Raw genomic sequence first — 24,506 nt, 5'->3', positions numbered from 1 at the left:
GTCGGATACCTGCCCCTCGCGATCCGCCTGTTGGCAGGACGGCTGCGGAGCCGCCCCACCTGGACGATCGAGGACCTGGTAGCCGAACTGGCCGCGGCGAAGGACCGGTCCGCCGCGATCCGGGCCGAGAACGTCATCGTCGGCGCGGTGTTCGATCTGTCGTTCAACGCACTGCCCGAGCCGCTGAAGCCGCTGTTCCGCAGCCTCGGGTTGTACCCGGGCGTCGACTTCGGTGTGCCGACCGTCGCCGCGCTCGCCGGCACCGCCGAAGACGAGGTTCGGCGCGGGCTGGACGTGCTCTACGACGACCACCTCGTCAGCGAGCCGACGCGCGGCCGTTTCCGGCTCCACGACTTGGTCCGCGACTACGCTCGTGGCTTGGCCCAGCCGGAGGAAAGCCACGCCGCGATGACCCGCCTGCTGGCCTACTACCTCGACACGGCCGACACCGCCGGGCGCCTCCTGCGGGGGAGAGCCGTGGGCACGGCCGGCGGCCACCTGCTCACCCGGGCCGACGCCGTGGCGTGGCTCGACGCGGAACTGCCCAACCTCGTCGCTACGATCGAACACACCGCCGCAACCCACGGCACGACCGCAGCCCGGCTCAGCCATCTGCTGGTCAGCTACCTGGCCCGGAACGGGCACTGGGGGCAGGCAATCACCCTGTACGAGACGGCACATCGCGCGGCCAAGGGCGCCGGGGACCGACAGGCGGAGGCGGACGCACTGCTCGACCTCGGCATCATGCACCGCTACCGCGGCCAGTACGGGACGGCTGAGTCCTGCCTCACCGAAGCGCTGGCCGGGTACGAACAACTCGGTGACCGGAGCGGCAGAGCCGTCTCCCTAGCGCAGATCAGCGTCGTCCACCGCATGCTCGGCGAGTACCGGGTCGCGCTCAGCTTCTCCAGCCAGGCGCTCGAGCTCTTCCGCACTGTCGGGGATCGGTACTGGACCGCGAACATGCTCTCCGAGATCGCCACCGTGCGCGCCCTGCTCGGAGAGCACGAGGCTGCCAGGCAGAGCGCAATCGCCGCGGTACCCGTCTGCCGCGCGATCAACGACCGCGTCCTCGAGTCCGCCGCCTTGCGCACACTCGGTGTCGTCGAGTGGCGGGGCGGACGGCTTGACGACGCCGAAGCCACCCTGAACGACGCACTGCGACTCGCGCGAGAGACCGGTTATCGGGTCGGCGAGGCGGACGCGTTGCACAACCTGGGCATCGTCCTGCGCCTCACTGGACAACCCGAGCCAGCACGTGCCCTGTCCATGAACGCGCTGGAGTTGTTCGCAGAGCTCGGTGACATCCGAGGGCAGGCGTCGGCCCTCAACGAGCTCGGCACCCAGGCACGCGAGGACGATCCCGCCGAGGCACGGCGACAGCACGTGCTCGCGCTCCGGCTCGCCCACTCGATCACCAACCGGCGCCAGGAGGCGCGGGCCTGGGAGGGCATCGGCCGGTCACTGGTCGCGGCCGGTGACGTCCGCGGCGGTGTCCGCCGCTTGCGACGCGCGCTGGAATTCCTACGGCGCTTGGAGGACCATGACTGGCGAAGTGTCGACGCACTCCTCGTCGAGCTGGAAGGCGGTCGCCTGGATGGAACCCACCATTGAGCCGTCGAAGGATCCGGTTGATGTGACCCGCACACCGCTCCGACTGTTGCGAGGCCATCCGGGTTCGCGGCGGGTGGCCGACGAGCTCCTCGACCGCGCTTCATCGGCACAGGTGCAGTTGCAGGCGCAGGCACCGCCGTCGGACGACGACTAGGCACCCAGCCGTCGGACGAACTCGAGTGGATCATCGTCCATTGTGGATCCCAGTCGCTCCTGTACGCCGAGCGCCACCTCTGGCGCCCGCAGGAAGGCGTCCGCCCCACCGTCCCCCTTCGCACGCGAGGCCAGCGCCAGCCCCAGCCAGGCGTCCGCGTCCAGTGGTGTGCTTAGCAGACGCTCCACGTAGGTGGCAATCGCCTCGTCGTGCCTTCCCGCCGCGAACGCCGCATCTCCCGGGCGCAGGTCGTCAGGGCGATCGACGACGTCGCCGAACCGGACCGGGTCGACGACCTTCATCGTCAACAGCCGGCCACGATCCGACTGGACGACGGCACGCCGATCCGGCTCGATCACGTCGTACTTCTGCCGCACTGCGGGCATTGCCGTCCTTGCACGCCAAGCCGCCAGCGCCGCGTCGACGTCCGCGTCGTCGGGGCGCACGTGCCGCAGCCGCCACCTGGCTCGGTGGTCCACGATGCTGGTGTCCACTGCACCGGTCATCTCAGCGGGCACGTCGTCGTCCACGGCACACCGGGTCAGTCGCCGCGCCACCGACTCGACCAGGGCACGTCCGGGCCCGGTGAGGCCGGGATCAGCACGCAGGTCGTCGACAACCAGGCGCACCTGCCGGTGAGTGCGGATGAAGGAGAAGGTTGCCCGTCGCTTGTCCGGGGCGCAGCCGCGCTGAACGTGCCAGAACTCAACGGTGCTGACGAACGCGTAGATCCCGTGCAGGAGACCGGTCAGGGGACGTGGGTCCTCGCGCCACGGCGCGTATCCCAGCGCGCTGTTGTCGCGTTCGCAGAGCAAGACCAGGTCCAGCAACGCGTTCAGCTTGGAGTGTTGCAGTTCATGCACGAGTGTCGCCGCCAGCGCGATCGGCGACCCGGCGGCGGAGAGCAAGGCTCCACCGAACGCCGCGGACGCGGACGCCGCGACCAGCTTGCCCGGCGGTGTCATCGGCGTGAGCGTCGTCAGCCCGGCGGACAGCTCGGCTGCGGATCTCGGGTGCCAGCGAGTGAGGACGTCCCAGGCCCCGTCGATGTCCCGCCGCCATCTCGTCAGTTCCTCCGGTTCGAGGGGCTGCGGTGGTTCGGGTGCCGCGAACAGCCGGTACGGCGTCGCGTCGTCGAGCTCCACGGTCATGCGGGTACCCCGGCGCACGACCTCGTGCCGGTGCACGGGCACGAACTCCGGCGCGCCCAGCACCTGGGGTAGATCACACGGCCTATCACCGGACCGGGCGTGCAACGCGACGCCGGTCGAGGTGACGGACAGGGTGACGACACTCGTGACGTGGTCCGGGAGGCGGATCTGACCGATGGTGGGCAGGGTCACGACGCCCGCCACGACGGGCACGTCGACAGCACAGGACAACTCCGCGCGCATGGCGACGGCGGCCGCGAGAGAGCCGAGGAAACCGACCTCGACCCACAGCGGCGGTCCATCGAGGTCGACGCCGTGCGACCGCCGCACGGCACGCACCAACCACACACCCACGGAAGGCCGCATCAGCACGTCCTCGACGACGTCCGGAGCGCATTCGTCCGCAGTCACGAGAATCTGCCACGCTTCTTCCGCGTTGACCGACGAACCGGCCGTGTCATGGTCGTCCGTGGTTGCGTCCACCAACGCGGAGATGAGGAGTCGTCGTCTGCTGTGCTGGGCCGCCCGCAACGCCGCGACAACGTCCGCGTCGACAGGACCAGCGCAGAACGCGTCGAACTGGGCCCGTGACAGTCGATGAACCATCGAAACCATCCGTCCCCCGAAGTGGACCTGCCGCTGACCGAGAGTACGTGGACCACGAGTCTCCTGCCAGCGTCGGCACACTGGCACGCGCGAGAGGTTGCGGCACCGCGTTGACACACAGCGACCGGCACCTGCACGCCGTGGGCCAGGTCTACGGGCAGGCCACCACCACCGGCCTCGCCTGGGGTCGTGACCGCGTGCCACCGCCCGAGGCGGATGGTGAACGTCGGGCCGTGGCCGGGTGTACTCGTCACGACAACTCGCCGCCGTGCGCTTCCACCAGGTGCTTGCCGATGGCGAGCCCGAGCCCGCTGCCGCCGGTGGCGCGGCTGCGGGACGGGTCGGCGCGGTTGAAGCGCCGAACACGTGCGGCAGGGGTGCAGACAGCAGCACGTCCGAGGCGGCGGGGACCAGGCCGGCGCCGTTGAGCAGGGTGGCCCAGATCTCGAACGCCGAGATGTCGCAGGAGAGCGACGCACAGTGCAGCACCCGGTCGGTGGAGCCGACGTCCGCGAAACCGTTGCGGACGGCGAGCCACGCCATGCCACGCTGAGGGATCGCGACGGCCTTCGGACGCCCGGTGGTGCCGGAGGTGAACATGACGTAGCCGGGAACCGCTGCGTCCGGCGCCGACAGCGGACCGCCGTCGGTCGCCCGACCGGCGTCGAGCACATCCGCGAACTGGAGCACGGGCTCGGAAGGACCCGGCTGCCGGTGCTGGCCCACACCTCGCGCACCGCCCGCATCGCCGTGGACTTGCCGGTACCGACGGCTTCCACATCCGCGCCGAGGCCCACCACCAGCTCCGCCCCGTCGACTTCCCTGGCACAGAGGAGCGGATGCAGCCCGTCGAGACGATCACACAGCTCGCCCTTGGCTGGGAGTCCGTGCTGCTGGATGTCGAGCCCGGCCCCACACCCGGCGCGTCCCAGCGGCCGAACGGTGAGTCGGTGTTCACCCGGCACGGCGCGCAGCGCTACACCAGCGAGGAGATCCTCGCCGCCGAGCAGCGCCTGGTCGACGCCTCCCAAACCGACGCAGGACCGGTGGTGTCCCGCTTCGTCCGCAACCTGGCGATCCGCCGGTTCGAGACCTGCGGCCGCAAGAAAGTCCAGCTCAACCCCGGTCAGCGAGCTCTGGTCGAGGCTTCGTCTCCTCCGGCCGGTTCCTCGCCGTGGGCATTGGCCCGCCTTTCAGGCAGCCGGCGATCACCGTCGGGATGGACATGCCGGGCAGGAGTTCGTGGCGTGGCGGGTCCAGTCGGCGACCTGCTCGGCCAGCGTGCGCAGCCCCGATTTGGTGCGCGGGTTCGCGAGCGTGGCCTGCTGCGCGAGCTGGTACTGGACGGTCCGGGGCGGGGTGTGCCCGTGGGGCGGACGCAGTTGCACACCAGGTCGTGGTAGCCGGCCTCGACCTGGGACCGGCGGCGGCTGAACCCCCGAATCCACTCCATCGGCATCCCGGCGATTTCCCCACAGCGCGCTTACCCGGCCCTTTGGGCACGTCCACAAATTCCGCACCAAGACGTTGGGCAATGAGTTGCTCGACCGTGGAATTGTAGACCGTGGTGCGGCTCGCCTTGACCAGTGGCGTCAACGCCAGCGACGGCGGCAGGCACAGGCCGACGGCCACGAGCACCCCGTAGTCCACAATGGAGCCACGCGGCTCGTGGGCAGGATGTCCAGGAGTGCCCCGACGCCTTTCTGGCCGAGCGAGATGGCGGGCCCCACCGCGAGCACCGTGGCCGCGGCGGCCGCCGGTCCGCTCGTCGATGTCTATTTCTGCTGAGTCGGTTCCCGCTCCAGCAGCGCCGGTCGGCCGTTCGCGCCGGTGGGCACCGGGTAGAAGCTGTGGTGTGTACCGGGATCTACGGTCACCACGTGCGCGTCGTCGGCCAGGTGATCAGAGCCCGTAACGGTCAGGCGGCGGTCTCGCAGGTCGAGAACGGTGACTGTGCCGCTCTCGGCCGCTACGTAGAGCCGGTGCGCGTTCTGGTCGTAGGACAGCACATCCGGTTCCTCGCCAACGGGGTCGCGGTCGACGACCTTTCCGGTGGCGAGGTCCACGGTCAGCAGGGTGGCGTTGCCGTCGCATGCCACGAACGCCAACCGGTTACTGGACTCCACGGCCAGGCCGTGGTCATGGTCGCAGTCGGGTAGCGCAATCCGTTCGGTGACCTCGAACGTGCCGGGGTCGAGCACGGCCACGTCGTTTCGGCCCTGGACCGCCACCAGCATGCGGTCCGCGGCCGGGTCGTAGACCACGTTGCCCACTTCGCCGCCCAACGGCACCGTCGCGCGCACCGTGCCGGTGTTCGCGTCGATCACGGTCTCCGACCCGCCCGTCTCGTTGGTCGTCCACACCGCACCCCGTCGCGAGTCGAACGCCAACCCGTCCGGGTACTTCCCGGTCGGCGCCTGGACGATGACCTCGCCGGTGTCCTCGTCCAGGCCGACCACGGTGTTGTCCCCGGTCGCGGTGGCGAACACCCGGTGCAGTGCCGACACCACGATCACCCCGTGCACCTGTGACACGTTCGGGATCACCCGCACCACCTTGTGCGCCCGAACGTCGACCTCGATGATCTCGCCGGCGCCGAGATGCGCGACGAACAGCAACCCGTGGGCCGCGTCCAGTCCCGCGTAGTCGAAGCGCGAACCGTCGACGGGCAACTCCACCTCACCGGTCGCCCGCAACGGCAACCGCGGCGGTTCCGGCGCGTTCCGGTTCACCACGAGCACCACCACCGTGACCGCCACGACGGCGACCAGAGCCCCGGCCACCAACGTCCGCCGCACTCGCCCACCGCCTCGTCAGCCCGCCGACGCAACCGAGGTTACACAGCGGCGAAATCGGCGAATTGCCGGACGAGGGCGTCGATGGCCCACGTGTGCCATCGCGCCAGCCACAGTCGTCGACCAGCAGGCGGTGAGTATCCGGGCTGAACACGGCGAGCGCGATGTCCGCGGCCTCCTCCGCCCGCATGCGCCACGTAACGGGGTCTTGCCGGCGCCGCGGCGAACGAACACTGCGCCGTAGTGGCCTGTCTGTCAGTTCGAGGACGCCAGCGGCACGGCCCCGCGTTTGGTGAGCATGGCAGTGATCACCGGCTGTCGTGTGTCTCGGTGACCCGTCGGTGCTCGTCCTCGACGAACCCGCCAACGGCCTGGACCCGAAGGCGTGGCCTGGCTACGCACCCTGCTCCGCGACGGCGCGGACGCCGGCTGCACCGCCCTGACCGAGACCAACCCGTCGCTCGAAGCGGCGTTCCTCGAACTCACCAGAGCCTGACGGAGAACCCCGTGCGCACACTGATCGTCACCGAGTGGACCAAGCTTCGCACCGTCCGGGTCACCTGGCTGATTCTGGCCATCCAGCAGGCTCTCATCGTCGCCGGCGTCTCCGGTCTGGCGGTGGGGGGGACCGCCGACCTGAACACCGCGAAAGGGGTCGGCACCCTGCTGTCCACGCCGGCATCGCCTCGGCCATCCTCAGCCTGGTCCTCGGCATCACCGCCGTCGCCGGCGAGTACCGGCACCGCAGCATCACCGACACCTACCTGGCCACCCCCACCCGCAGCCCGGTGATCATCGCGAAGCTCACCGCCTACGGCACGGTCGGCGTCCTGTTCGGCGCGGTCAGCGCGCTCACCGGCCGGCCACCACGGCGATCTGGACCACCGCGAAGGGCGGCACCCTCGACCTGGCCGCCGCGGGCGCCGACCGGATCCTCATCGGGATCGTGGCCTTCAACCTCGCCTACGCGGTGGTCGGCGTCAGCCTCGGCGCTGGTCCGCAACCTCACCGTCGCCGTCGTCATCGCGCTGGTGTGGATCGTCCTGGTGGAGACCACCGTCGCCAACCTGATCAGCGGCCTGGGCCGGTGGCTGCCCAACCGCGCCGGCATGGGCCTCAACGCCATGGCAACCAACGGAGTTCTCCCCCAGTGGGGTGGCGCACTCGTCCTCGCCGGCTACACTGCGGTGTTCGCCGCCGTCGCGCTGACCACCACCGTGCGCCGCGACGTCACCTGAGGTCGGCCAGCATCCGGTCGGCGTTCTCACGTCCACCGAGAATGGCAGTCCACTCTGGACTTAAATCGATGTCCCCCTTGGGGCAGGTGGTGGCGACTGAGGATCGGCACGCCGCGGAACGGATTGCATCGGACCAGATGTTGGCCGAGATCCGCGCGTTGCGGGCCGAAGTCGCGCGGATCCAGGCACACCTCGCACCGGCTGGCAAACAGTGACAACGCTGACCACGGGTGTTCCCGGCGATGCCGGCCGGGTTGGTGGAGCGGGCGATGGTCGTGCTGGATCTGGGATTGCTGGTCGTGCTCCGGTGGTGGGCACGCCACGACGTCGGCGCTCAGGTGCCCGGCGAAGGTGTTTCGGTCGTGTCGCCGGGTGAGACGAGACCGGTCTCGTAGGCGAGGACGACGGCTTGGGCGCGGTCACGGAGGGCCAGTTTGGCGAAGATGCGGGCCACGTGGGTCTTGACCGTCGCCTCGCTGAGGGTGAGGTCTTCGGCGATTTCGGCGTTGGAGCGGCCGCGGCCCATGAAGGTCAGTACTTCCCGTTCGCGCGGGGTCAGGGCGGTGAGGTCCCGGTGGACTGCGGGTGGTCGCGATGCGTGGTCCGGTCCGTGGTCGCCGGCGGCGAAGCGTTCGACGAGCCGCCGGGTGATCGACGGTGCGAGCAGGGCGTCACCGGTGTCGACCAGGCGCACCGCGGCGACGAGGTGCTCGGGGGTGACGTCCTTGAGCAGGAAGCCGCTGGCACCGGCCGCGAGGGCGTCGTAGACGTAGCGGTCGAGGTCGAAAGTGGTCAGCATGAGCACGCGGCAGTCGGGAAACTGCTCCAGGATGCGGTGGGTGGCCTCCAAGCCGTCCATCGACGGCATGCGGATGTCCATGAGCACGACATCCGGCCGCAGTTCCCGCACGGCCGCGACCGCCTCGACACCGTCGGCTGCTTCGCCCACGACGTGAATGCCGCCCGAGGTGAGGATCATGCGGAAGCCAGTGCGCACGAGAGCCTGGTCGTCGGCGATGACCACGCGCGGCTGGGGCTCGGTCATGGCCGTTCCAGCGGGATGCGGGCCCGGACCCGGAACCCGCCGCCGAGTCGTCGGCGGGCGTCCAGGTCGCCGCCGAAAACCGCCACGCGTTCCCGCAGCCCGAGCAGGCCACGTCCCTCCCCTGTCTGGTTCGGTCGCGTGGGGGCGGCCCGGCCACTCGACAGCACACTGGGGCCGGTGTTCAACACCTCGACCCTCAGGTAGTGATCGGCATACCGCACTGTCACCTCCGCCTGGCGCCCGTCACCGTGCTTGAGCGCGTTGGTCAGTGCCTCCTGGATGATCCTGTAGGCGGTGAGATCCACACCGGAGGGCAGTGGCCGGGGCTCACCCGAGATGCGGACCTCCACCGGCAGCCCGGCGAACGCGACGCGGTCGATCAGCGGGCTGAGCCTGCTCAGGCTCGGCTGCGGCGACAGGTCGGACTGTTCGTCACCGTCGGCCGGTGGCGCGAGCACGCCGAGCAGGTGACGCAGCTCGCTCATCGTGTCCCGCCCAGCCGCTTCGACCGCCTGCAGCGCCACCGCGGCCTGGTCGGGTTCGGTGGCGAGCACCCGGCGCGCCGCTCCGGCCTGGACCACCATGACACTCACGTTGTGGCTGACGATGTCGTGCAGGTCCCGCGCGATCCTGGCGCGCTCGGCGTCGACCGCGCTCCGCGCCGCGCTCTCCCGTTCCCGCTCCAGCAGCCAGCCGCGCTCCTCCAGCGCGTGCGCGAACGCGCGCCGGGCGCGGACGAGCCGGGCGGCGAGCACCGCGGCCACCACGCAGGCCGCCAGCGCGACAACCAGTTCCCACACGGCACCACTGTCCCAGTAGGTGCAGGGCTCCGCGTCACCCCCCAGGTGCAGCGCCTACATCCCCGGGATGACCTCGCCCGAACGGTTACCTCCACGGCATGATGCCTTCTCCGCGCCGCTGCCGCAGGATTGCCGACTGTGATCAGTGACGAGAGCACAGCGGATGTGGTCGTGGAGATGACCGCGGTGCGCAAGGAGTACAGCGACTCGGTCGCCCTGGACGGGATCTCGCTGGAGATCCGCGGCGGGGAGGCCGTCGCGGTGATGGGTCCGTCGGGCAGCGGCAAGTCGACGCTGCTGAACATGGTGGCGGGGCTGGACCGGCCGACGTCCGGCTCGGTGGTGGTGAACGGCGAGGACCTGGGGCGGCTGAACGAGACCGGCCTCGCCCGCTTTCGCCGGCGCCGGATCGGCATGATCTTCCAGTTCTTCAACCTGCTCGACGACCTCCCGGCGCTGGACAACGTCGCGCTGGCCGCACAACTGACCGGCGCCAAAGCCGGCCAGGCCCGCACCCGCGCGCTGGAACTGCTCGACGAACTCGGTATCGCCGACCGCAGGAACATCTACCCGGCCCAGCTCAGCGGCGGGGAGCGGCAGCGGGTCGCGGTCGCCAGGGCCCTGATGAACCGGCCGGCCCTCCTGCTCGCCGACGAGCCCACCGGCGCGCTGGACAGCCGGTCCGGGGAACAGGTGATGGACCTGTTGCTCGACCTCAACCAGATCGGGCAGACCCTCCTGCTGGTCACTCACGACGAGCGGCTCGCCACCCGCTGCGCCAACCGCGTGCTCGAAGTCGTCGACGGTCAGGTCGCGCGGGAGAGAAGTCTGGAGCGCATGCCGTGAGCGCCATGTGGCGGGTAGCGCGGGCCGCGGTGCGGCGCCGCAGGATCCAGACGATCGTGATCGGTGTCGTGGTCGCGATCTCCACCGGGACCCTCGTACTGGCGCTCGGACTGCTGGTGTCCTCCTCTGCCCCGATCGACCGGGCCCACGCCCAGCAGAGCGGCGCGGATCTGGTCGTGGCGTTCGACCGCACCCTCGTCTCGAACACCCAGCTCACCCGGGCCGCCGAGGTGCCGGTGGTCGCGGCGGTGGCCGGGCCGTTCGGCCAGGTCACCCTCGACACCTCCACGAGCCAGTACGAGTACCTGGGTGCGCTGACCACGGTGGGACGCGCGGAGCCCGGCGACACGGTGGACCGGGTCACCGTGTGGCGGGGCCGGTGGGCCACCAAACCGGGCGAGATCGTCCTGAACCTCGTCCCCGGCGCCACCGACGTGATGGATCTCGGCACCAGGATCACGCTCCCAGGGCGCCCCGCGCTCACCGTCGTCGGCTTCGCCTACTCCGTGAGCGCCACCGCCGACGCCTGGGTGACTCCCGACCAGTTGACGGCCCTGCATCCGACCGCCACCCAGATGCTGTACCGCCTCACCCCCGCCGCGACGACACAGGACATCAGCGCCGGCCAGGCCGCGGTGACCGCCGGGCTGCCGGCGAAGGCCGTGCTCGGCACGCAGTCCTACCTCACCGTCAAGCAGCAGCTGACCTCCGAGGTCGGGATATACATCCCCTTCCTGGTCGTCTTCGGTGTCCTCGGCCTCACGGTGGCAGTCCTGATCGTCGCCAACGTGGCGAGCGGGGCGGTCGTGTCCGGGTTCCGGCACATCGGGGTGCTCAAAGCACTCGGCTTCACCCCCAACCAGGTGATGGCGGTCTACCTCGTCGTGGTCACCGTCCCGTCGGCCATCGGCTGCGTGCTCGGCACCGTCCTCGGCAACCTCGTCGCGCGGCCGATGCTGGCCGACACGTTCCAGGCCTTCGGCACGAGCGGCATCGGTATCGACCCGTGGGTGGACGCCGTCGCCCTGCTGGGAATGCCGGCCGTGGTCGCCCTGGCCGCCCTGATGTCCGCCCTACGCGCACGCCGGCTGCCGGCTGCCGCGGCGATCAGCGCGGGCAGCGCGCCCCGCGCCGGACGGGCGTTGCGGGTCCAGCGCTGGCTGTCCGGCACCTGGCTGCCGCGCTCGGTCAGCCTCGGCCTCGGGATGCCGTTAGCTCGCCCGGCACGCAGCGTGCTGACTCTGGCCGCCGTCGTCCTCGGCGTCACGACCGTGACACTCGCGATCGGTGTGACCATGTCCGTGAACGCGTACGGGGAAGCGATGAGACCGGTACATCCCGACCGGATCGAGTTCCAGGCGGGGCCCCCACCGGGCATGCCGCCCGAGGTGCAGGACGCCGGCACACCGCCGAAGCTGAGCGACGACGAAGACGAGGCGCTGCTGCGCTCACTGCCCGGCGCGGCGCACGTGGCGGCGGTGTCGGAGCAGACGGTCCACGTGGTCGGCGGGAAGCAGAGCGCCTGGGTCGACTTCTACCGGGGAGACACCGCCGATCTCGGCCCCCAGGTCGTGAAAGGACAGTGGCCGGACCGCGCCGGCGAGGTGGCGGTTCCGTCCCGGTTCCTGAACCAGCGCGGGTTCGCGCTCGGCGACACCGTCACCGTGGAACTCAACGGGCAGCGCACACAGCTGCGGATCGTCGGCGTCGTCCTGACCAACAACGCCGACACGATCTTCGCCGACTGGGCCACCCTGTCCCGTCTCGCACCGGACACCCGAGCCGACAGCTACTCGGTCCAACTCGAACCCGGCACCGACCAGCAGCCCTACCTGGACGCGGTCGAGGCCGGTGACCCGGGCCTGGAGGCCCTGCCGCCGCGCGACACCACCTCCGGCCAGGCCACGGTCCTCATCGGCTCCGCCACCCTCCTGACCGTGGTGCTCGGCGCCGTCGCGGCACTCGGCGTCTTCAACACCGTCGTCCTCAACGCCCGCGAACGTCGCCGCGACCTCGGCATGCTGAAGTCGATCGGGATGACGCCACGCCAGGTCACGATGATGATGGTGACCTCCATGGGCGCCCTGGGTGTGGTCGGCGGACTGATCGGCGTCCCGCTTGGAGTCGCCGCGCACCAACTGATCGCCCCGGCCATGATGCGGGCAGCCCAGTCCGACATCTTCGACTTCGTCCTGAACGTCTACCACGCGCCGACACTCGCCGTGCTGACACTGGCCGGAATCGCCATCGCGGCACTCGGCGCCCTGATCCCCGCTCGAAGCGCGGCACGAACACCCATCGCGACCGTCCTACATAACGAATGATCCGGCTCATGGAGGGCTACGGTCCACTCAGGACAGGATGGTCGGGGACCGATCACGGGCACGATCACTCCAAACGGCGGCAGAGCACCTGCCTCACGGCCTCCCAACAGAGGGCGCTCCATGGACGTCGACCATATCTCCAACCTCATCGATCCGTCCTCGGCCGAGGAGGAACGTGCCCGACGGCAACGCCGGCCCCGCCACCTGCGACACCGACGTGACGGTGAGAACGACACCGCGGTAGTGGCCGGTCAGAACGGCACCACCTACGTGTTCACCGACGGCGACGGCGAGGCCGACCAAGCGGTCGTGTTCGACGCCGGCGGAAACGTCGCCATCGCCGAACACATCGGCGAGGACGAGTGGGAGGTCGTCGCGGCCGTCCCCACCGTCCAGCCGACGTCATCAGCCGTCGCGACGGATGTGCTCGCCGCGGTGAGTAGCAGGGCGCTGGGCGGCGGGATCACGCCGGTGTCCGCGGTGGTCGGCCGGGCCGATGTCATCGGCGTGCTCAAGCCGGGTGAGCACGGCTCGACCTTTGGCGGCAATCCGCTGGCCTGCGCGGTGGTCAAGCTGCTGGCCACCGGGGAGTTCCAGGAACGGTCCCGGGAGCTTGGCGCCTACGCGCAGTCCCGGCTGGCCGAACTCGACGGGATCAGCGAGGTCACCGGCTCCGGTCTGTGGGCGAGCGCGCGGATCGCGGACGGCGGCCGGCCCGGACGCGAGGTGTCCGAGGCGCTGCTGGAGCACGGCGTGCTGTGCAAGGACTACCGCTCGGCCCTCCGGATCGCGTCGCCGCTGGTGATCACCCGCGCGGAGATCGACATCGCCGTCGACGCGCTCGCGGCGGTACTGATATGCCCGGGTCGACGGCGGTCGGGCATGATCCCGGGGGTGCAGCTTGCCAAGTACCAGAAGGTGTTCGCGGTCAAGGGCTTCCCCATCGTGATGGCGCTCGGCCTGCTGGCCAAGCTGCCGATCGTGGCGATCCCGATCATCCTGACCCTGCATGTGGCGACCACGCTCGATCGCGGGTACGCGCAGGCCGGTCTGGTGATCGCGGTGTGGACCGCCGGGGTCACCGTCGCCGCGCCCGTCCAGGGCCGGTTCATCCAGCGCTACGGCCTCCGGCCGTCGCTGCTGATCGTCACCGTGGCCCAGGGACTGTTCTGGTGCCTGGCCCCGCTGCTGTCGTTCCCGCTGTTCGCGGCGGGCGCGCTCGTCTCGGGGCTGCTGCTGGTGTCGGGGTCGACCGTGGTCCGGCTGGCCATCGGCGGGCTGGTCCCCGAGGAGCACCGGCACACGGCCTTCGCCGTCGACTCGGTGATCACCGAGATCTCGATCATGATCGCGCCGGTCATCGCCGTGCTGGTCACCTCGGCCGCGTCGACGAACGTCGCGCTGGTCGTGCTCGGTCTCACCCTGATCGTCAGCTGCGGTTCCCTGGCCGTGTTCAGTCCCAGCGTCGGCCGGGCCGGTGATTCGGCCGCGCCGGCCGCCGGCGCGTCGCCGAAGCGGAGCTGGTTGAACGTCCGGCTGATCGCCGTGCTGGCCTGCTCGCTGGCGGCCGGCGCGATCGTCACGGGCTACGAGGTCGTCGTGGTCGGCACGCTGCGGTCCACGGATCAGCTCGCGTGGACGGGCGTGGTGCTCTTCGGCTGCGCAGTGTGCTCGCTGCTCGGCGGGCTGCTGTACGGGGCCCTGCCCCGTGGCCTTCCGGTGCCGTTGATGATCGGCCTGCTGGCCGTGGCCACGATGCCCCTGGGGCTGGCCGGGCCGCAGTGGTGGCTGCTGGCACTGGCGATCATCCCGGCCGCGGCACTGGTCGCGCCGGGGTTCGCCGCGACGGCGAACGCCGCCAGCCACGAGGCCGGCGCCGGCAGCCAGGCGGTCGTCATGAGCTTCTATGGGTCCGCGCTCAGCGCGGGCAGTGCGCTGGGCGCGCCGCTCGCCGGAGCCGCCTTCGAATTCGGCGGCGCGAACGCCGGCTTCGTCTCGGTCGGCGGCCTCGGCGTGATCGTCGCGGTCCTGGCCTGGATCGTGGTTGGACGCGGCTCGAAACGGGTTCGCGCGAGCTAACCGTCCTGCGAGGTGGGGAGTTTCTACGTCACTCGGCGACGCCGAACGCATCGTCATCATCAACCGGTGGGCGGAGCACTACGCGGAATTCCCGATACGTCGACCATCGGGTGCACCGCGTCACCTATGTGAGGGGCTGTCCGCCATCCCCGCCGAGGCACCGAGGTGGTCACCGACGACCTGGCCGAAGTGAGCGCCGCGGTGGACGGCCTGGCCTCCCGGCACGGGGGCGCCGGATCGCATCGTGGCGCTGAAGGAGGACGATCTTCTGGTCGGCGCCGCCCTGCGGCAGAAGTGGGAAGTGCCGGGGCCATGGACCGACCAGCTGCTGCCGTTCCGGGACAAGTACCTGATGGCGACGCTGATGTCCAAGGCGGGCGTGGCGGTGCCGGAGTTCGCCATGGTGCACGACGAGCCCGCGGTGCTGGCCTTCGCCGACCGCGTCGGCTGGCCGGTCATCGTCAAGCCGACGCTGGCCAGTTCCAGCGCCGGCGTAGCTCGACGAAGGGTTGCTGGCCGTACTCGTGGGAATGGGCGTCGTTCAGTGGTTGAGGACGATGTTCAGGTGTCAGGGGCGGTACGGCTCAGGTAGGTCCGGGAGGGTGCCCGTCACCGTGTCTGCGGCGTCGGTGATCGGAGTCGACAGGTCCGTCGCCGCTCCCGTTGCCGTTTCACTCAGGTTCTGGGCCGTGTCCGTCACCTGCTCGGTCGCCTGGTGCGCGCTGTCGGTCATCGGCTGGGACAGGTTCTCGACGTTTGTCAGGTCGCCGATCTTCTCGGTGGCGCCGGACAGCAGCTCGCCGACCTTCTCGCGGATGGCGTCGAACATGCCCACAGTAGGCTCCCTCAGGTCGACAAAACAGACATTTCCGATGCTACGGCATTGCGGTCGCTCACTCGGCGGGAGTGCTCGGTTGTCGTGGTCGACGTGGACCGGGATGAACGGGATCCAGTGTTCCGGGACCGTGTTCATCGCTACGTAGGACAGGGCGGCTCGGGGTGGGGGCATCGGACAGACAGGAGGTGGGCTCGGGGCCCGGCGGTCTTCTCCGCAGCGCTGGGGCGTCCGGCTGGTCTTGCCACGGCGACGCCCACGCCCGAGTGCAGCTCGGGCGTGGGCCTTGGGTCGCGAATCCGGTGAGTGTCGAGTCCTCGGTCAGAATCACCGCGTCCCGGCACGGGCTTGAGCGATCGCGGCTCGTTGGAGCTGGAAGCGCTGGTTCGGGTTGCCGCTCAGGGTGTACTGGGAGATGCGGGTGCCGTCGGCGGTCGCCGCCTGCCAGACGTCCATCGCCAGGCCGCTCTGCCGGTTCACCAGGCTCACCACGCCACCACCCTGGTCGACCACCCGCCACTGCTGGCTCGTCGCACCACTGTCCGGCTGCTGCGTGATGTCCGCACCACTGCTCGAACTCGCCACCTGCAACACCAAGCCGCTATGCCGAGCCCGGATCCGGTAGTAACCACCACCGGAATCGAGGAAGTCGAACTGCTGGTTCTGGCCGCCGGTCCCCGACCACTGCTGCAGCAAGGCACCCGCAGCGGTCGACACACCGGCGATATCCGCGAACTTCCCGCTGTGCACGGCCACCAGCCGGTAGTTCACCCCGATCTCCACGGGGTCGGGGGACGGGGTGGAGGAGCCGAACTGTGTGAAGAACTTCCACACCTCGCCCGAGGTCCAGGTCTGCCAGCCCTGGCAGCCGCTGCAGCCGTCGATGGGGCCGGGGGTGTGGCCGCCGTCGAACGCGGCCCACACGACCGGGTACCCGGCGCGGCAGCCCGAGTAGGCGGTCAGGATGTGTGTCCGGCTCCCGGGCGCCGGTTCGGGTGGGTTCTGGGCGGTGCAGCCGTTGTTCCTGACGAACGTGTCCCGCAGGGCCCGTCCCTGCGAGATGTTGAGCACGGTGTCGCTGACGCCGTGGATCCCCATGTACGCGATGGGTTGGGTGCCGCCGCTGCATCCGCTCAGCGTCGCGCCGGAGTAGACGGCGACGGCGCGGAAGACGGTGGCCCGGGAGCAGGCCAGGGCGTAGCTCATGGCGGCGCCGTAGCTGAAACCCGCGGCGAAGACCTGTGTGGTGTCGACACACAGACCCGCCTCGAGCTGCCTGAGCATGTCGTCGGTGAAGGTCACGTCCTGGCCGCCGGAGTTGGCCCAGCCGTTGCTGATGCCCTGGGGCGCCACGAAGATCGTGCTGTTGTTCGCGTTGTCCGCCAGCCGGCGCAGGCCGTAGTAGGACCAGTTGTACCCGTCGGTCCCACCCGAGTCGACGTCGTTGGCCGTGCCACCCAGCCAGTGGTATCCGATGATCAGTCGGTAGGGGTGGTTGTTGTCGTAGTTGGCCGGCACCCGCAGGATGTAGGTGCGGTTCTGGCCGCTGCTCTGGATCGTGTGGTTGCCGCTCGCCAACGTCGGGGCAGCGCCGCACCCGGCGGTCGCCGCCGCCGTGCTGACCTCGCCCGGTGTGGGGGCGGCGGCGCTGATGCCGCCCCCGCCGAGGACGAGAAGAGCCGCTACCGCGACCGATCCGAGCCAGGACCTGCGTTTCGCCATCACGCGACTCCTCTCCCGTCAGCCTTGACGCCCGCGATGTCGTGCGTGGAGTCCGGCTTCGGCACGATCAGGGCTCCGCTCGAGTGCGACGGCAGGGTCGCGGCGCTGCCACCGGTGTACGAGCTCGTCGGCCCGCTCCACTGCTGGTTGGCCTGCCCGTTGCAGGTCCAGACGATCACCGTGGTGCCGTTCGCCGTCGCGGCGCCGTTCACGTCGAGGCACAGCCCGGACTGGGCGTTCGTGATCGTGCCGTTCGAGTTGGCGTTCCACTTCTGGTTGTTGCCACCGTTGCAGTTCGCGATGACCGTCGCCGTGCCCGCGCTGGTCCCGCCGTTCGCGGTGTCCAGGCACCGGAGCGAGCTTCCGGTGTAGACGGTCAGCTCGTTGGCCGACGTCCGGACCCACTGCTGGTTCGTCTGGCCGTGGCAGTCCCAGATCTGCAGCTGGGTGCCGGCCGTGGTCGACGAGCCGGGCACGTCCAGGCACCTGTTCGAGGCCGCGCTGCGCAACAATCCCGTGCCACCGCCGGGGTTCCCGCCGCCGCTGTTGAGCGTGTCGAGCACGGCGGTGTAGGCCTGCTTCTTGCCGTAGTTGCCGTCGAACAGCAGCGGTGTCTCGCTCGAGCGCCACGAGTACTTGTCCGTGACACCCCAGACGGTGATGCCGGTGCAGCGGGAGACGGCCATGCACGCCTGGGCGACCTGCCGGTACACGTTGGCCTGCGCGGAGCCGGAGCCGCCGACGTCCAGCTCGGTGATCTGCACGTCGACGCCGAGGTCGGCGAAGCGCTGCAGGTTCGCCTGGTAGCTGGACAGGTTGGAGCTGGAGCTGAGGTGGCTCTGGAAGCCGACGCAGTCGATCGGCACGCCGCGGTTCCTGAAGTCGGCCACCATGTTGTAGATGCCGGTGCTCTTGGCGTTGATGCCGTCGGTGTTGTAGTCGTTGTAGCAGAGCTTGGCGTTCGAGTCGGCGGACCTGGCGGCGCGGAACGCGGCCTCGATCCAGTCGTTGCCGGTGCGCTGCAGGTTGGAGTCGCGCCGGCCGCCGCCGTTGCCGTCGGCGAACGCCTCGTTGACCACGTCCCACGCGTAGATCTGACCGCGGAAGTGCGTCGCGACCTGGGTGACGTGGTTGATCATCGCCGACCGCAGGTCACTGCCGGAAAGGCCCTGCGCCCAACCCGGCTGCTGGTTGTGCCACAGCAGGGTGTGCCCCCGGACCCTCATGCCCGCGCTGCGTGCCTGGCTGACGATCCGATCGGCGTTCCCGTAGCTGAACGAGTTGCGGGACGGCTCGGTCGCGTCCCACTTCGTCTCGTTCTCCGGCGTCACGCCGTTGAACTCGCTCGTCCACGTGTTCACGTACGCGGACTCGCCGAGATGGCTCGCCGAGATCGCGGCGCCGAAGTAGCGGCCGCTCTGCGCCGCCGCCGCGCCGAGCGTGCTGGCCGCTTCGGCGGTGCCGGTGGACAGCACCAGGGCGGACGCCGCGAGGCCGGCGGTCGTCAGTGCGACCGCCGCCGACCGGAGGCGGCGTCGCGGGGGTGAGCTGCTCATCATCGATAACCCTCTTTCGTCGTTGAAGGTGGGTCAGCCAAGCGTCCAGCGCTGGTTGCTCTGCCCGGTGCAGGTGGCCAGCCGCACCGCGGCGCCGTTCGCGGTCGAGGCGCCGGCGACCTCCAGGCACAGCCCGGACTGCACGCCCGTGACGGAGCCGTCGGTGCCCAGCCGCCACTTCTGGTTGCTCCCGCCGTGGCAGGCCCAGATGATCACCGCGGTGCCCGCGGTCGTGCCGGCACCCTCGGCGTCCAGGCAGCGCGTCGAGCCTCCGGAGTAGACGGTCAGCTCGTCGGCCGCGGTGCGGGTCCACTGCTGGTTCGTCCCGCCGTGGCAGTCCCAGATCTGCAGCCGGGTGCCGTTCGTGGTCGTCTGGCCGGGCACGTCCAGGCACTTCCCGGCGCCCACGGCCCGCAACGCGCCGCCGCCCCCGGTGCTACCTCCCGTGTCCAGCCCGAGGAAAGAGATGGCGTAGGCGAGCATGCCGGCCTGCGGCAGGGTGTGTCCGGTGCCCGCGATGCTGATGCCCTCGACCGTGGCCCTGGTGCTGGTGTCGCCGTAGCGGGTGCGGGTCCAGCTCGACTGCGGGTGGTCGGTGAACGCCGGCGTCTGGCCCAGGCCGTGGAGACCGGTCCACTGCTTGATCTCCTCGCCGAAGTTGTGGTAGGCCAGCGTGGTGTCCTGGTCGCCGTGCCACAGCTGCATCCGCGGGTAGGCGCCCGAGTAGCCGGGGTACATGGCGTGGGCGGTGTCGACCCACTCCTGCGGGGTCCTGGTGATGTTCCCGCCGGAGCACTGGCTGTTCCACAGTGAACCGTCGGTGGTGGCGAAGCAACCGGCCGGCACGCCCGAGAACGCGGCGCCGGCGGCGAAGACGTCCGGGTACTCCGCGGCCAGCACGTCGGTCATCATGGCGCCGGAGGAGAAGCCGCTGACGACGATGCGGGCCGGGTCCACGTTGTACCGCTGCCGCGTCCAGGCGACCATCGACATGATGCCCGTCGAGTCGCTGCCACCGTCGCGGGTGAGCCCGGCCCGGGTGGACACGTCGAAGCAGTGCCCGTCGCGGGTGGCCTCCGGGGCGACGATGACGTAGCCGTAGCGGTCGGCCGCCGTCACGAAGTCGTGCCCGTTGCCGTTGACGATCGCGCTCGCGGACCCGCCGCAGTAGTGGACGAGGACGAGCAGCGCCGGTCGCGGCGCCACGTTGTCCGGCACATAGACGTACATGTCGAGGTTGGTGGGGTTGTTGCCGAAGTTCGTGACGCGGGTCAGTGTGGCGGCCGCCGCCGGGCCGGCCGTCAGGAGCACGGCGCCGACCGCGAGCGACAGCACCAGCGCCATCGACAGTGCGGCGGACAGTAGTCGTCTCATCGCGGGCTCCTACACGCGCTGGAGTTGGAAGCGCTGGTTGGTGGCGCCGGTCGAGGTCCACTGGGAGATCCGGGCGCCGTCCGCGGTCGACACCCCCCACACGTCCATGGCCAGGCCGCTCTGCCGGTTCACGAGACCGACCACGCCGCCGCCCTGGTCGACCACCCGCCACCGCTGGCTCGTCGCACCGCTGTCCGCCTGCTGCGTGATGTCCGCACCGGTGCTGTTGTTGGCCACCTGCAACACGAGCCCGCTGTGCCGGGCCCGGATCCGGTAGTAGCCGCCGCCGGAGTCGAGGAAGTCGAACTGCTGGTTCAGACCACCGGTCGCCGACCACTGCTGCAGCCGGGCGCCGGCCGCGGTGCCCGCACCGGCGATGTCCGCGAGCTTTCCACTGTGCTGTGCGACGAGCCGGTAGAAGACGCCGGTCTGCACCGGTCCGGTGCCGGGGTCGGACGGCACGGCCTTGGCGGCGACCCGGATGCCGCCCAGCAGCATGCGGGTGAAGTTGGGGTCGGAGTAGGACTCGATGGTGTGGCCGAGGCCGGTGTACCAGGCGCGGCCGGAGCCCACGTCGTGCCACCAGGTGATGGGGTGGTCGGCGCCCATGGTGCCGCCGCTGTAGGACGACTCGTCCAGGCGCATGAGCACGTTCACACTGCCGCGTGGGTTGGTGCGGTAGTTGTACCACTCGTCGAACCGGTTCCAGGTCGCCGGCAGGTGCGCGGTCGAGTCGTTGGTGCGGTCCTCGACGATGACGTTCGCCTGCTGCTGGGCGGGGTGGGACAGGAAGTACGCGCCGACGCAGCCGCCGTACCAGGCCCAGTCGTACTCGGTGTCGGCCGCAGCGTGGACGCCGACGTACCCACCGCCACCGTTCACATAGGACTCGAAAGCCGTCTGCTGGGTGGCGTCGAGCACGTCCCCGGTCGTGGACAGCCAGATGACGGCCTGGTACTGGGCCAGGTTCTGCGTTGTGAACGCGCCGGCGTCCTCGGTCGCGACGACGGCGAACCCGTTCTGGCTCCCGAGTTGCTGGATCGCCGCGATGCCGGCCGGGATCGAGTCGTGCCGGAAGCCGGCGGTCTTGGAGAACACCAGCACCCGGGTCAGCGGCGCGGCCGCCGCGGCCGACGGGAACAGCGCTGTGCCGCCGACGCCGACACCCAGGGCGCCGATGCCGCGCAGCACCGCGCGGCGGTTGATGTTGTGAGCCATGGCAGGGCCTCTCAGCCGGAGATGGTGAACGTGTCGATGTCGAACAGCGAGCCGGTCCCGCCGGTGAACGTCAGGAACAGCGGCCCGCTCACGTTGCCGGACAACGATGTGGAGACGTTCTGGAACGTCTCCCAGCCGCCGGTGACCGGCACCGCGACCGTGCCGAGCAGCGTGCCGGTCTGCGAGCCCGACCGGATCTGGATGGTGCCGCCCGCGCCCGCCGACGAGATCCGGGCCGAGAAGTTCCTGGCACCGGCGGTGTTCACACCCGAGTATGCCGCCCAGTCGCCGTTCTCGATATAGCCCAGCGTGGTGCCGCCGCTCGCCCCGGCGTGCGCGGCCGCCTGGACGCCGAACTGTGAGGTGAACGCCTCACCCTCCACAGTGGACGAGAAACCGCCGCTCGTCCCGAACGTGAAGGCGTCGAGGTCGAACAGGTTGCCCTGGCCCGTGACGCCCTTGAACACCAGGTACAGCGAGGTGCTGCCCGTCGGCCCGGCGCTCAGGTTCGCCGAGACGTTCGTGAACGTGTCCCAGCCGCCGGTCGGCGACACCGCGACGGTGCCCAGCAGCGTGCCGGTCGCGGACCCGGCCCGCACCTCGAGCGTCCCGCCGGGGCCGGCCGACGCCACGCGTGCGGTGACCGACGTGACGTTGCCCAGCACGTACGGGGTGAACGAGATCCAGTCGCCGTTGTCGGTGAAGCCGACCGTCTGGCCGCCCTCGGCCCCGGCGTGCGCGGCGAGCTGGATGCCCTGCTGGGAGGCGAAGTGCTCACCCTGGCGGTGCCGCGGCTGCAGGATCCGCTGGGTGTGCGTGGTGAGGCCGCCGTTGTCGGTGTACTCGGCGTCGAACACGCCGAACACGTTGGCCGACGGGTCGTGCTCGCCGTCCACCGGCACCGCGATCGAGCCGGAGCAGCCCGTCTTCTGCGTGATCTGGTGCTGGTGCTGGTCGTGCCCGAGCAGGTAGGTGACCTTGACCCGGTTGCAGTCGATCGCGCCGTCCTCCGGGTCGGACACGCTCACCGCGAACGGCACCGTGTCGCCGAAGGAGAACAGCTGGCCGTTCGCCGGGGTCGTCAGGTTCACCGTGGGCGCGGTGTTGCCGGCCGAGATCTGCACGTTGGCCGACCCGGTCAGCCCCTGCGGGTCGGTGACCGTGAGCGTCGCCGTGTAGTTGCCGTTGGTCGTGTAGGTGTGGGTGGGGTTCGCCGCGGTGGACGTGCCGCCGTCGCCGAAGACCCAGCGGTAGGTCAGGGCGCCGCCCTCGGGGTCGGCGCTGCCGGCCGAGGAGAAGGTCACGTTCAACGGGCTCGGGCCGGACGTCGGTGTGCCGGCCGCCTTCGCGACCGGGTTGCGGTTGGTGCCGCCGATGTACTCGACGCGCCACAGGGCCTGGTTGTTCGACCCCGTGCCGTAGTCGAGGACGTACAGCGCGCCGTCCGGACCGAACGCCATGTCCATCACCTGCGTGCCGGTCCACGGGAACGCGCCGATGTCACCGACCCCGCCGCTGCCCGTCACCTCGACCGCCTTGATCCACTGGCGGCCGTACTCACCGGCGAAGAACCGGCCGGACAGCGACTGCGGGAACTTGACGCTGGAGTTCAGGTTGGCGTCGTAGCGGTAGACCGGGCCGCCCATCGGCGACTCCGAGCCGCCACCGAACTCCGGTGGCGTGCCGCTGTCGCCGCCGTACCTGATCCACGCCGGCTTGGGCGCCGGCAGCTTCTGCTGGCCGGTGTTGCGGAACGAGTTGTTCGTCGGACCGGTGGTGCAGTCGAACTTCGCGCCGGACGGTCCGGACGGGAACGTGTAGTCGTTGTAGGTCTCGGTCGAGGTGTTCGTGCCGGTGCAGTAGGGCCAGCCGAAGTTGCCGGGCGCGGTGATGCGGTCGAACTCGACCTGGCCGCCGGGGCCGCGGTTCGGGTCCGTGGCACCCGCGTCCGGACCGTAGTCGCCGAGGTAGACGATGCCGGTGGCCTTGTCCACGCTCATCCGGAACGGGTTGCGGAAGCCCATCGCGTAGATCTCGGGCCGGGTGCCCGCCGTCCCCGGCGCGAACAGGTTGCCGGCCGGGATCGTGTACGTGCCGTCGGCCTGCGGGTGGATGCGCAGCAGCTTGCCGCGCAGGTCGTTCGTGTTGCCGGCGCTGCGTTGCGCGTCGAACTGCGGGTTGCGGTTCGTGCGTTCGTCGATGGGGGTGTAGCTGTCCGACTGGAACGGGTTGGTGTCGTCACCCGTTGTCAGGTAGAGGTTCCCGGCGGCGTCGAAGTCGATGTCGCCGCCGACGTGGCAGCACTGGCCGCGGTCGTTCTGCACCGCCAGCACGACCTTCTCGCTGCCCAGGTTCAGCGTGTCGTCGGCGTTGAGCGTGAACCGGGACAGGTGCAGCTCGCCCTTCCAGGTGTTCCAGTCCGCCTGCGTGCCCTCGGTCGGTGCGTCCCCGTCCGGTGTGGACAGCCGAGGTGAGTAGTACAGCCAGATGTACCGGTTCGTGGCGAAACCGGGATCGACCGCGACGCCTTGCAGGCCTTCCTCGTCGTGGGTGTAGACGTTCAGCTTGCCGGCGACCTTGGTGTTGCCGGCCGCGTCGGTGACCCGGACCGTGCCGTCGCGCGCGGTGTGCACGACCGAGCGGTTCGGCAGCACCGCGAGCGACATCGGCTCGCCCAGCTCGGCCGCCCCGCTGGCGAGCGACACCTGCTGGTAGTCGCTCGCCGGGATGACCGAGCCGGCCTGTGCGGCGGGCGTCGCGACCGCCATGGCCGTCACCATGGTGGCCGCGACGAGCAGGGATCGCCGCCGCACTTCTTTGTGCGTCATGATTCTCCTCAGTTGGTGATGAGATCGAACTGTTCCCAGGGGCCGATCGCGGTTCGGTTCGCGATCAGTGGCGCGGCCCCCGCATTGTCCGCACACACGTACTGGTTGTTGGCTCTGGCAAGGAAACTGACGGTGCCGTCGCCGTTGCGGACGAGTAGGAACGTCTCCCAGGGCCCCAGTGCCGTGCGGTTCGCGACCAGCGGCTGGGCACCCGCGTTCTCGGCGGTGACGTAGGAGTTGTTGGACCTGGCACGCAGCGAGACCTCGCCGTTGCCCCGGTCGATGAGGTCGAACCGCTCGTTCGTGCCGATGCCCGACTGG

18 protein-coding genes and 2 pseudogenes are annotated in these 24,506 nt (G+C 70.1%); 8 read left to right on the top strand and 12 right to left on the bottom strand.

Annotated elements, in window-relative coordinates:
* Positions 1 to 1,614 (top strand): tetratricopeptide repeat protein (locus tag ACJ73U_RS07690; RefSeq protein WP_407776834.1); only part of this gene is annotated, 1,614 nt, incomplete at its 5' end.
* Positions 1,615 to 1,764: 150 nt separating this feature from the next.
* On the opposite strand, the gene ACJ73U_RS07685 is transcribed toward ACJ73U_RS07690, so the two are convergent.
* Both ACJ73U_RS07685 and ACJ73U_RS07680 read right to left on the bottom strand, forming a co-directional pair.
* Positions 1,765 to 3,525, bottom strand: coding sequence for an aKG-HExxH-type peptide beta-hydroxylase (locus ACJ73U_RS07685; protein ID WP_407776837.1), 1,761 nt, complete (start codon positions 3,523 to 3,525; stop codon positions 1,765 to 1,767).
* Between the two features lie 396 nt (positions 3,526 to 3,921).
* A pseudogene (locus ACJ73U_RS07680) lies at positions 3,922 to 4,197 on the bottom strand (AMP-binding protein); the annotation flags it as partial.
* Between the two features lie 167 nt (positions 4,198 to 4,364).
* Here ACJ73U_RS07680 and ACJ73U_RS07675 point away from each other — a divergent pair.
* Complete coding sequence (locus ACJ73U_RS07675) at positions 4,365 to 4,928, top strand: hypothetical protein (RefSeq protein WP_407776833.1); 564 nt, start codon at positions 4,365 to 4,367, stop codon at positions 4,926 to 4,928.
* A gap of 372 nt (positions 4,929 to 5,300) precedes the next feature.
* On the opposite strand, the gene ACJ73U_RS07670 is transcribed toward ACJ73U_RS07675, so the two are convergent.
* A complete protein-coding gene (locus ACJ73U_RS07670; RefSeq protein ID WP_407776832.1) occupies positions 5,301 to 6,323 on the bottom strand; it encodes a YncE family protein in 1,023 nt (340 codons plus the stop codon).
* A gap of 785 nt (positions 6,324 to 7,108) precedes the next feature.
* Here ACJ73U_RS07670 and ACJ73U_RS07665 point away from each other — a divergent pair.
* Complete coding sequence (locus tag ACJ73U_RS07665; protein ID WP_407776831.1) at positions 7,109 to 7,558, top strand: hypothetical protein; 450 nt, start codon at positions 7,109 to 7,111, stop codon at positions 7,556 to 7,558.
* A 334-nt stretch (positions 7,559 to 7,892) separates the two neighbouring features.
* Here the strand turns inward: ACJ73U_RS07665 and ACJ73U_RS07660 are convergent, their stop codons facing one another.
* Positions 7,893 to 8,603, bottom strand: coding sequence for a response regulator (locus tag ACJ73U_RS07660; RefSeq protein WP_407776830.1), 711 nt, complete (start codon positions 8,601 to 8,603; stop codon positions 7,893 to 7,895).
* Positions 8,600 to 9,403 (bottom strand): sensor histidine kinase, encoded by an 804-nt coding sequence (locus ACJ73U_RS07655; RefSeq protein WP_407776829.1) that lies wholly within the window; start codon positions 9,401 to 9,403, stop codon positions 8,600 to 8,602. Before ACJ73U_RS07655 ends, ACJ73U_RS07660 begins: the two co-directional genes overlap by 4 nt.
* Positions 9,404 to 9,541: 138 nt before the next feature.
* Here ACJ73U_RS07655 and ACJ73U_RS07650 point away from each other — a divergent pair, with 138 nt between their 5' ends.
* From ACJ73U_RS07650 to ACJ73U_RS07630, 5 genes and pseudogenes are all read left to right on the top strand, one after another.
* Positions 9,542 to 10,249, top strand: coding sequence for an ABC transporter ATP-binding protein (locus ACJ73U_RS07650; protein WP_407776828.1), 708 nt, complete (start codon positions 9,542 to 9,544; stop codon positions 10,247 to 10,249).
* Between the two features lie 5 nt (positions 10,250 to 10,254).
* Positions 10,255 to 12,573 carry an FtsX-like permease family protein gene (locus ACJ73U_RS07645; protein ID WP_407776836.1) on the top strand — a complete coding sequence of 773 codons (2,319 nt, stop codon included), beginning with the start codon at positions 10,255 to 10,257 and terminating at the stop codon, positions 12,571 to 12,573.
* A 120-nt stretch (positions 12,574 to 12,693) separates the two neighbouring features.
* Positions 12,694 to 13,428: pseudogene (locus ACJ73U_RS07640) on the top strand (aminotransferase class III-fold pyridoxal phosphate-dependent enzyme); the annotation flags it as partial.
* Positions 13,429 to 13,455: 27 nt separating this feature from the next.
* Complete coding sequence (locus ACJ73U_RS07635) at positions 13,456 to 14,652, top strand: MFS transporter (protein ID WP_407776835.1); 1,197 nt, start codon at positions 13,456 to 13,458, stop codon at positions 14,650 to 14,652.
* Positions 14,653 to 14,896: 244 nt separating this feature from the next.
* Positions 14,897 to 15,244 carry a hypothetical protein gene (locus tag ACJ73U_RS07630; RefSeq protein WP_407776827.1) on the top strand — a complete coding sequence of 116 codons (348 nt, stop codon included), beginning with the start codon at positions 14,897 to 14,899 and terminating at the stop codon, positions 15,242 to 15,244.
* On the opposite strand, the gene ACJ73U_RS07625 is transcribed toward ACJ73U_RS07630, so the two are convergent.
* The 7 genes from ACJ73U_RS07625 to ACJ73U_RS07595 form a co-directional block, all read right to left on the bottom strand.
* On the bottom strand, positions 15,221 to 15,487 hold the full coding sequence (locus tag ACJ73U_RS07625) for a hypothetical protein (RefSeq protein ID WP_407776826.1): 267 nt from the start codon (positions 15,485 to 15,487) through the stop codon (positions 15,221 to 15,223). The two genes, ACJ73U_RS07630 and ACJ73U_RS07625, sit on opposite strands and share 24 nt — an antisense overlap.
* A gap of 327 nt (positions 15,488 to 15,814) precedes the next feature.
* The gene (locus ACJ73U_RS07620) at positions 15,815 to 17,209 is read right to left on the bottom strand and encodes an RICIN domain-containing protein (protein ID WP_407776825.1); all 1,395 of its coding nucleotides are present in this window, start codon (positions 17,207 to 17,209) and stop codon (positions 15,815 to 15,817) included.
* Positions 17,209 to 18,765, bottom strand: coding sequence for an endo-1,4-beta-xylanase (locus tag ACJ73U_RS07615; RefSeq protein WP_407776824.1), 1,557 nt, complete (start codon positions 18,763 to 18,765; stop codon positions 17,209 to 17,211). The genes ACJ73U_RS07620 and ACJ73U_RS07615 overlap by 1 nt, the downstream gene beginning before the upstream one ends.
* A gap of 33 nt (positions 18,766 to 18,798) precedes the next feature.
* Entirely contained in the window at positions 18,799 to 20,139 is a 1,341-nt protein-coding gene (locus tag ACJ73U_RS07610; protein WP_407776823.1) for a PHB depolymerase family esterase, read from the bottom strand.
* 9 nt (positions 20,140 to 20,148) lie between these two features.
* Positions 20,149 to 21,357, bottom strand: coding sequence for a ThuA domain-containing protein (locus ACJ73U_RS07605; protein WP_407776822.1), 1,209 nt, complete (start codon positions 21,355 to 21,357; stop codon positions 20,149 to 20,151).
* Positions 21,358 to 21,368: 11 nt separating this feature from the next.
* Positions 21,369 to 24,185 carry a carbohydrate-binding protein gene (locus ACJ73U_RS07600; protein ID WP_407776821.1) on the bottom strand — a complete coding sequence of 939 codons (2,817 nt, stop codon included), beginning with the start codon at positions 24,183 to 24,185 and terminating at the stop codon, positions 21,369 to 21,371.
* An 8-nt stretch (positions 24,186 to 24,193) separates the two neighbouring features.
* Positions 24,194 to 24,506 (bottom strand): fascin domain-containing protein (locus ACJ73U_RS07595; protein WP_407776820.1); only part of this gene is annotated, 313 nt, incomplete at its 5' end.

This window comes from Actinophytocola sp., from assembly GCF_045807065.1.
Lineage (GTDB): Bacteria > Actinomycetota > Actinomycetes > Mycobacteriales > Pseudonocardiaceae > Actinophytocola.
The sequence above is the reverse complement of the archived record's forward strand: the minus strand, read 5'-3'. Positions and strand labels throughout refer to the sequence as shown.

Excerpts from the sequence above, each read along its gene's own strand:
- ACJ73U_RS07685 (WP_407776837.1), bottom strand. The coding sequence starts at position 3,525 with ATGGTTCATCGACTGTCACGGGCCCAGTTCGACGCGTTCTGCGCTGGT.
- ACJ73U_RS07675 (WP_407776833.1), top strand. The coding sequence starts at position 4,365 with ATGCAGCCCGTCGAGACGATCACACAGCTCGCCCTTGGCTGGGAGTCC.
- ACJ73U_RS07660 (WP_407776830.1), bottom strand. The coding sequence starts at position 8,603 with ATGACCGAGCCCCAGCCGCGCGTGGTCATCGCCGACGACCAGGCTCTC.
- ACJ73U_RS07645 (WP_407776836.1), top strand. The coding sequence starts at position 10,255 with ATGTGGCGGGTAGCGCGGGCCGCGGTGCGGCGCCGCAGGATCCAGACG.
- ACJ73U_RS07635 (WP_407776835.1), top strand. The coding sequence starts at position 13,456 with ATGATCCCGGGGGTGCAGCTTGCCAAGTACCAGAAGGTGTTCGCGGTC.
- ACJ73U_RS07620 (WP_407776825.1), bottom strand. The coding sequence starts at position 17,209 with ATGGCGAAACGCAGGTCCTGGCTCGGATCGGTCGCGGTAGCGGCTCTT.
- ACJ73U_RS07615 (WP_407776824.1), bottom strand. The coding sequence starts at position 18,765 with ATGAGCAGCTCACCCCCGCGACGCCGCCTCCGGTCGGCGGCGGTCGCA.
- ACJ73U_RS07610 (WP_407776823.1), bottom strand. The coding sequence starts at position 20,139 with ATGAGACGACTACTGTCCGCCGCACTGTCGATGGCGCTGGTGCTGTCG.
- ACJ73U_RS07605 (WP_407776822.1), bottom strand. The coding sequence starts at position 21,357 with ATGGCTCACAACATCAACCGCCGCGCGGTGCTGCGCGGCATCGGCGCC.
- ACJ73U_RS07600 (WP_407776821.1), bottom strand. The coding sequence starts at position 24,185 with ATGACGCACAAAGAAGTGCGGCGGCGATCCCTGCTCGTCGCGGCCACC.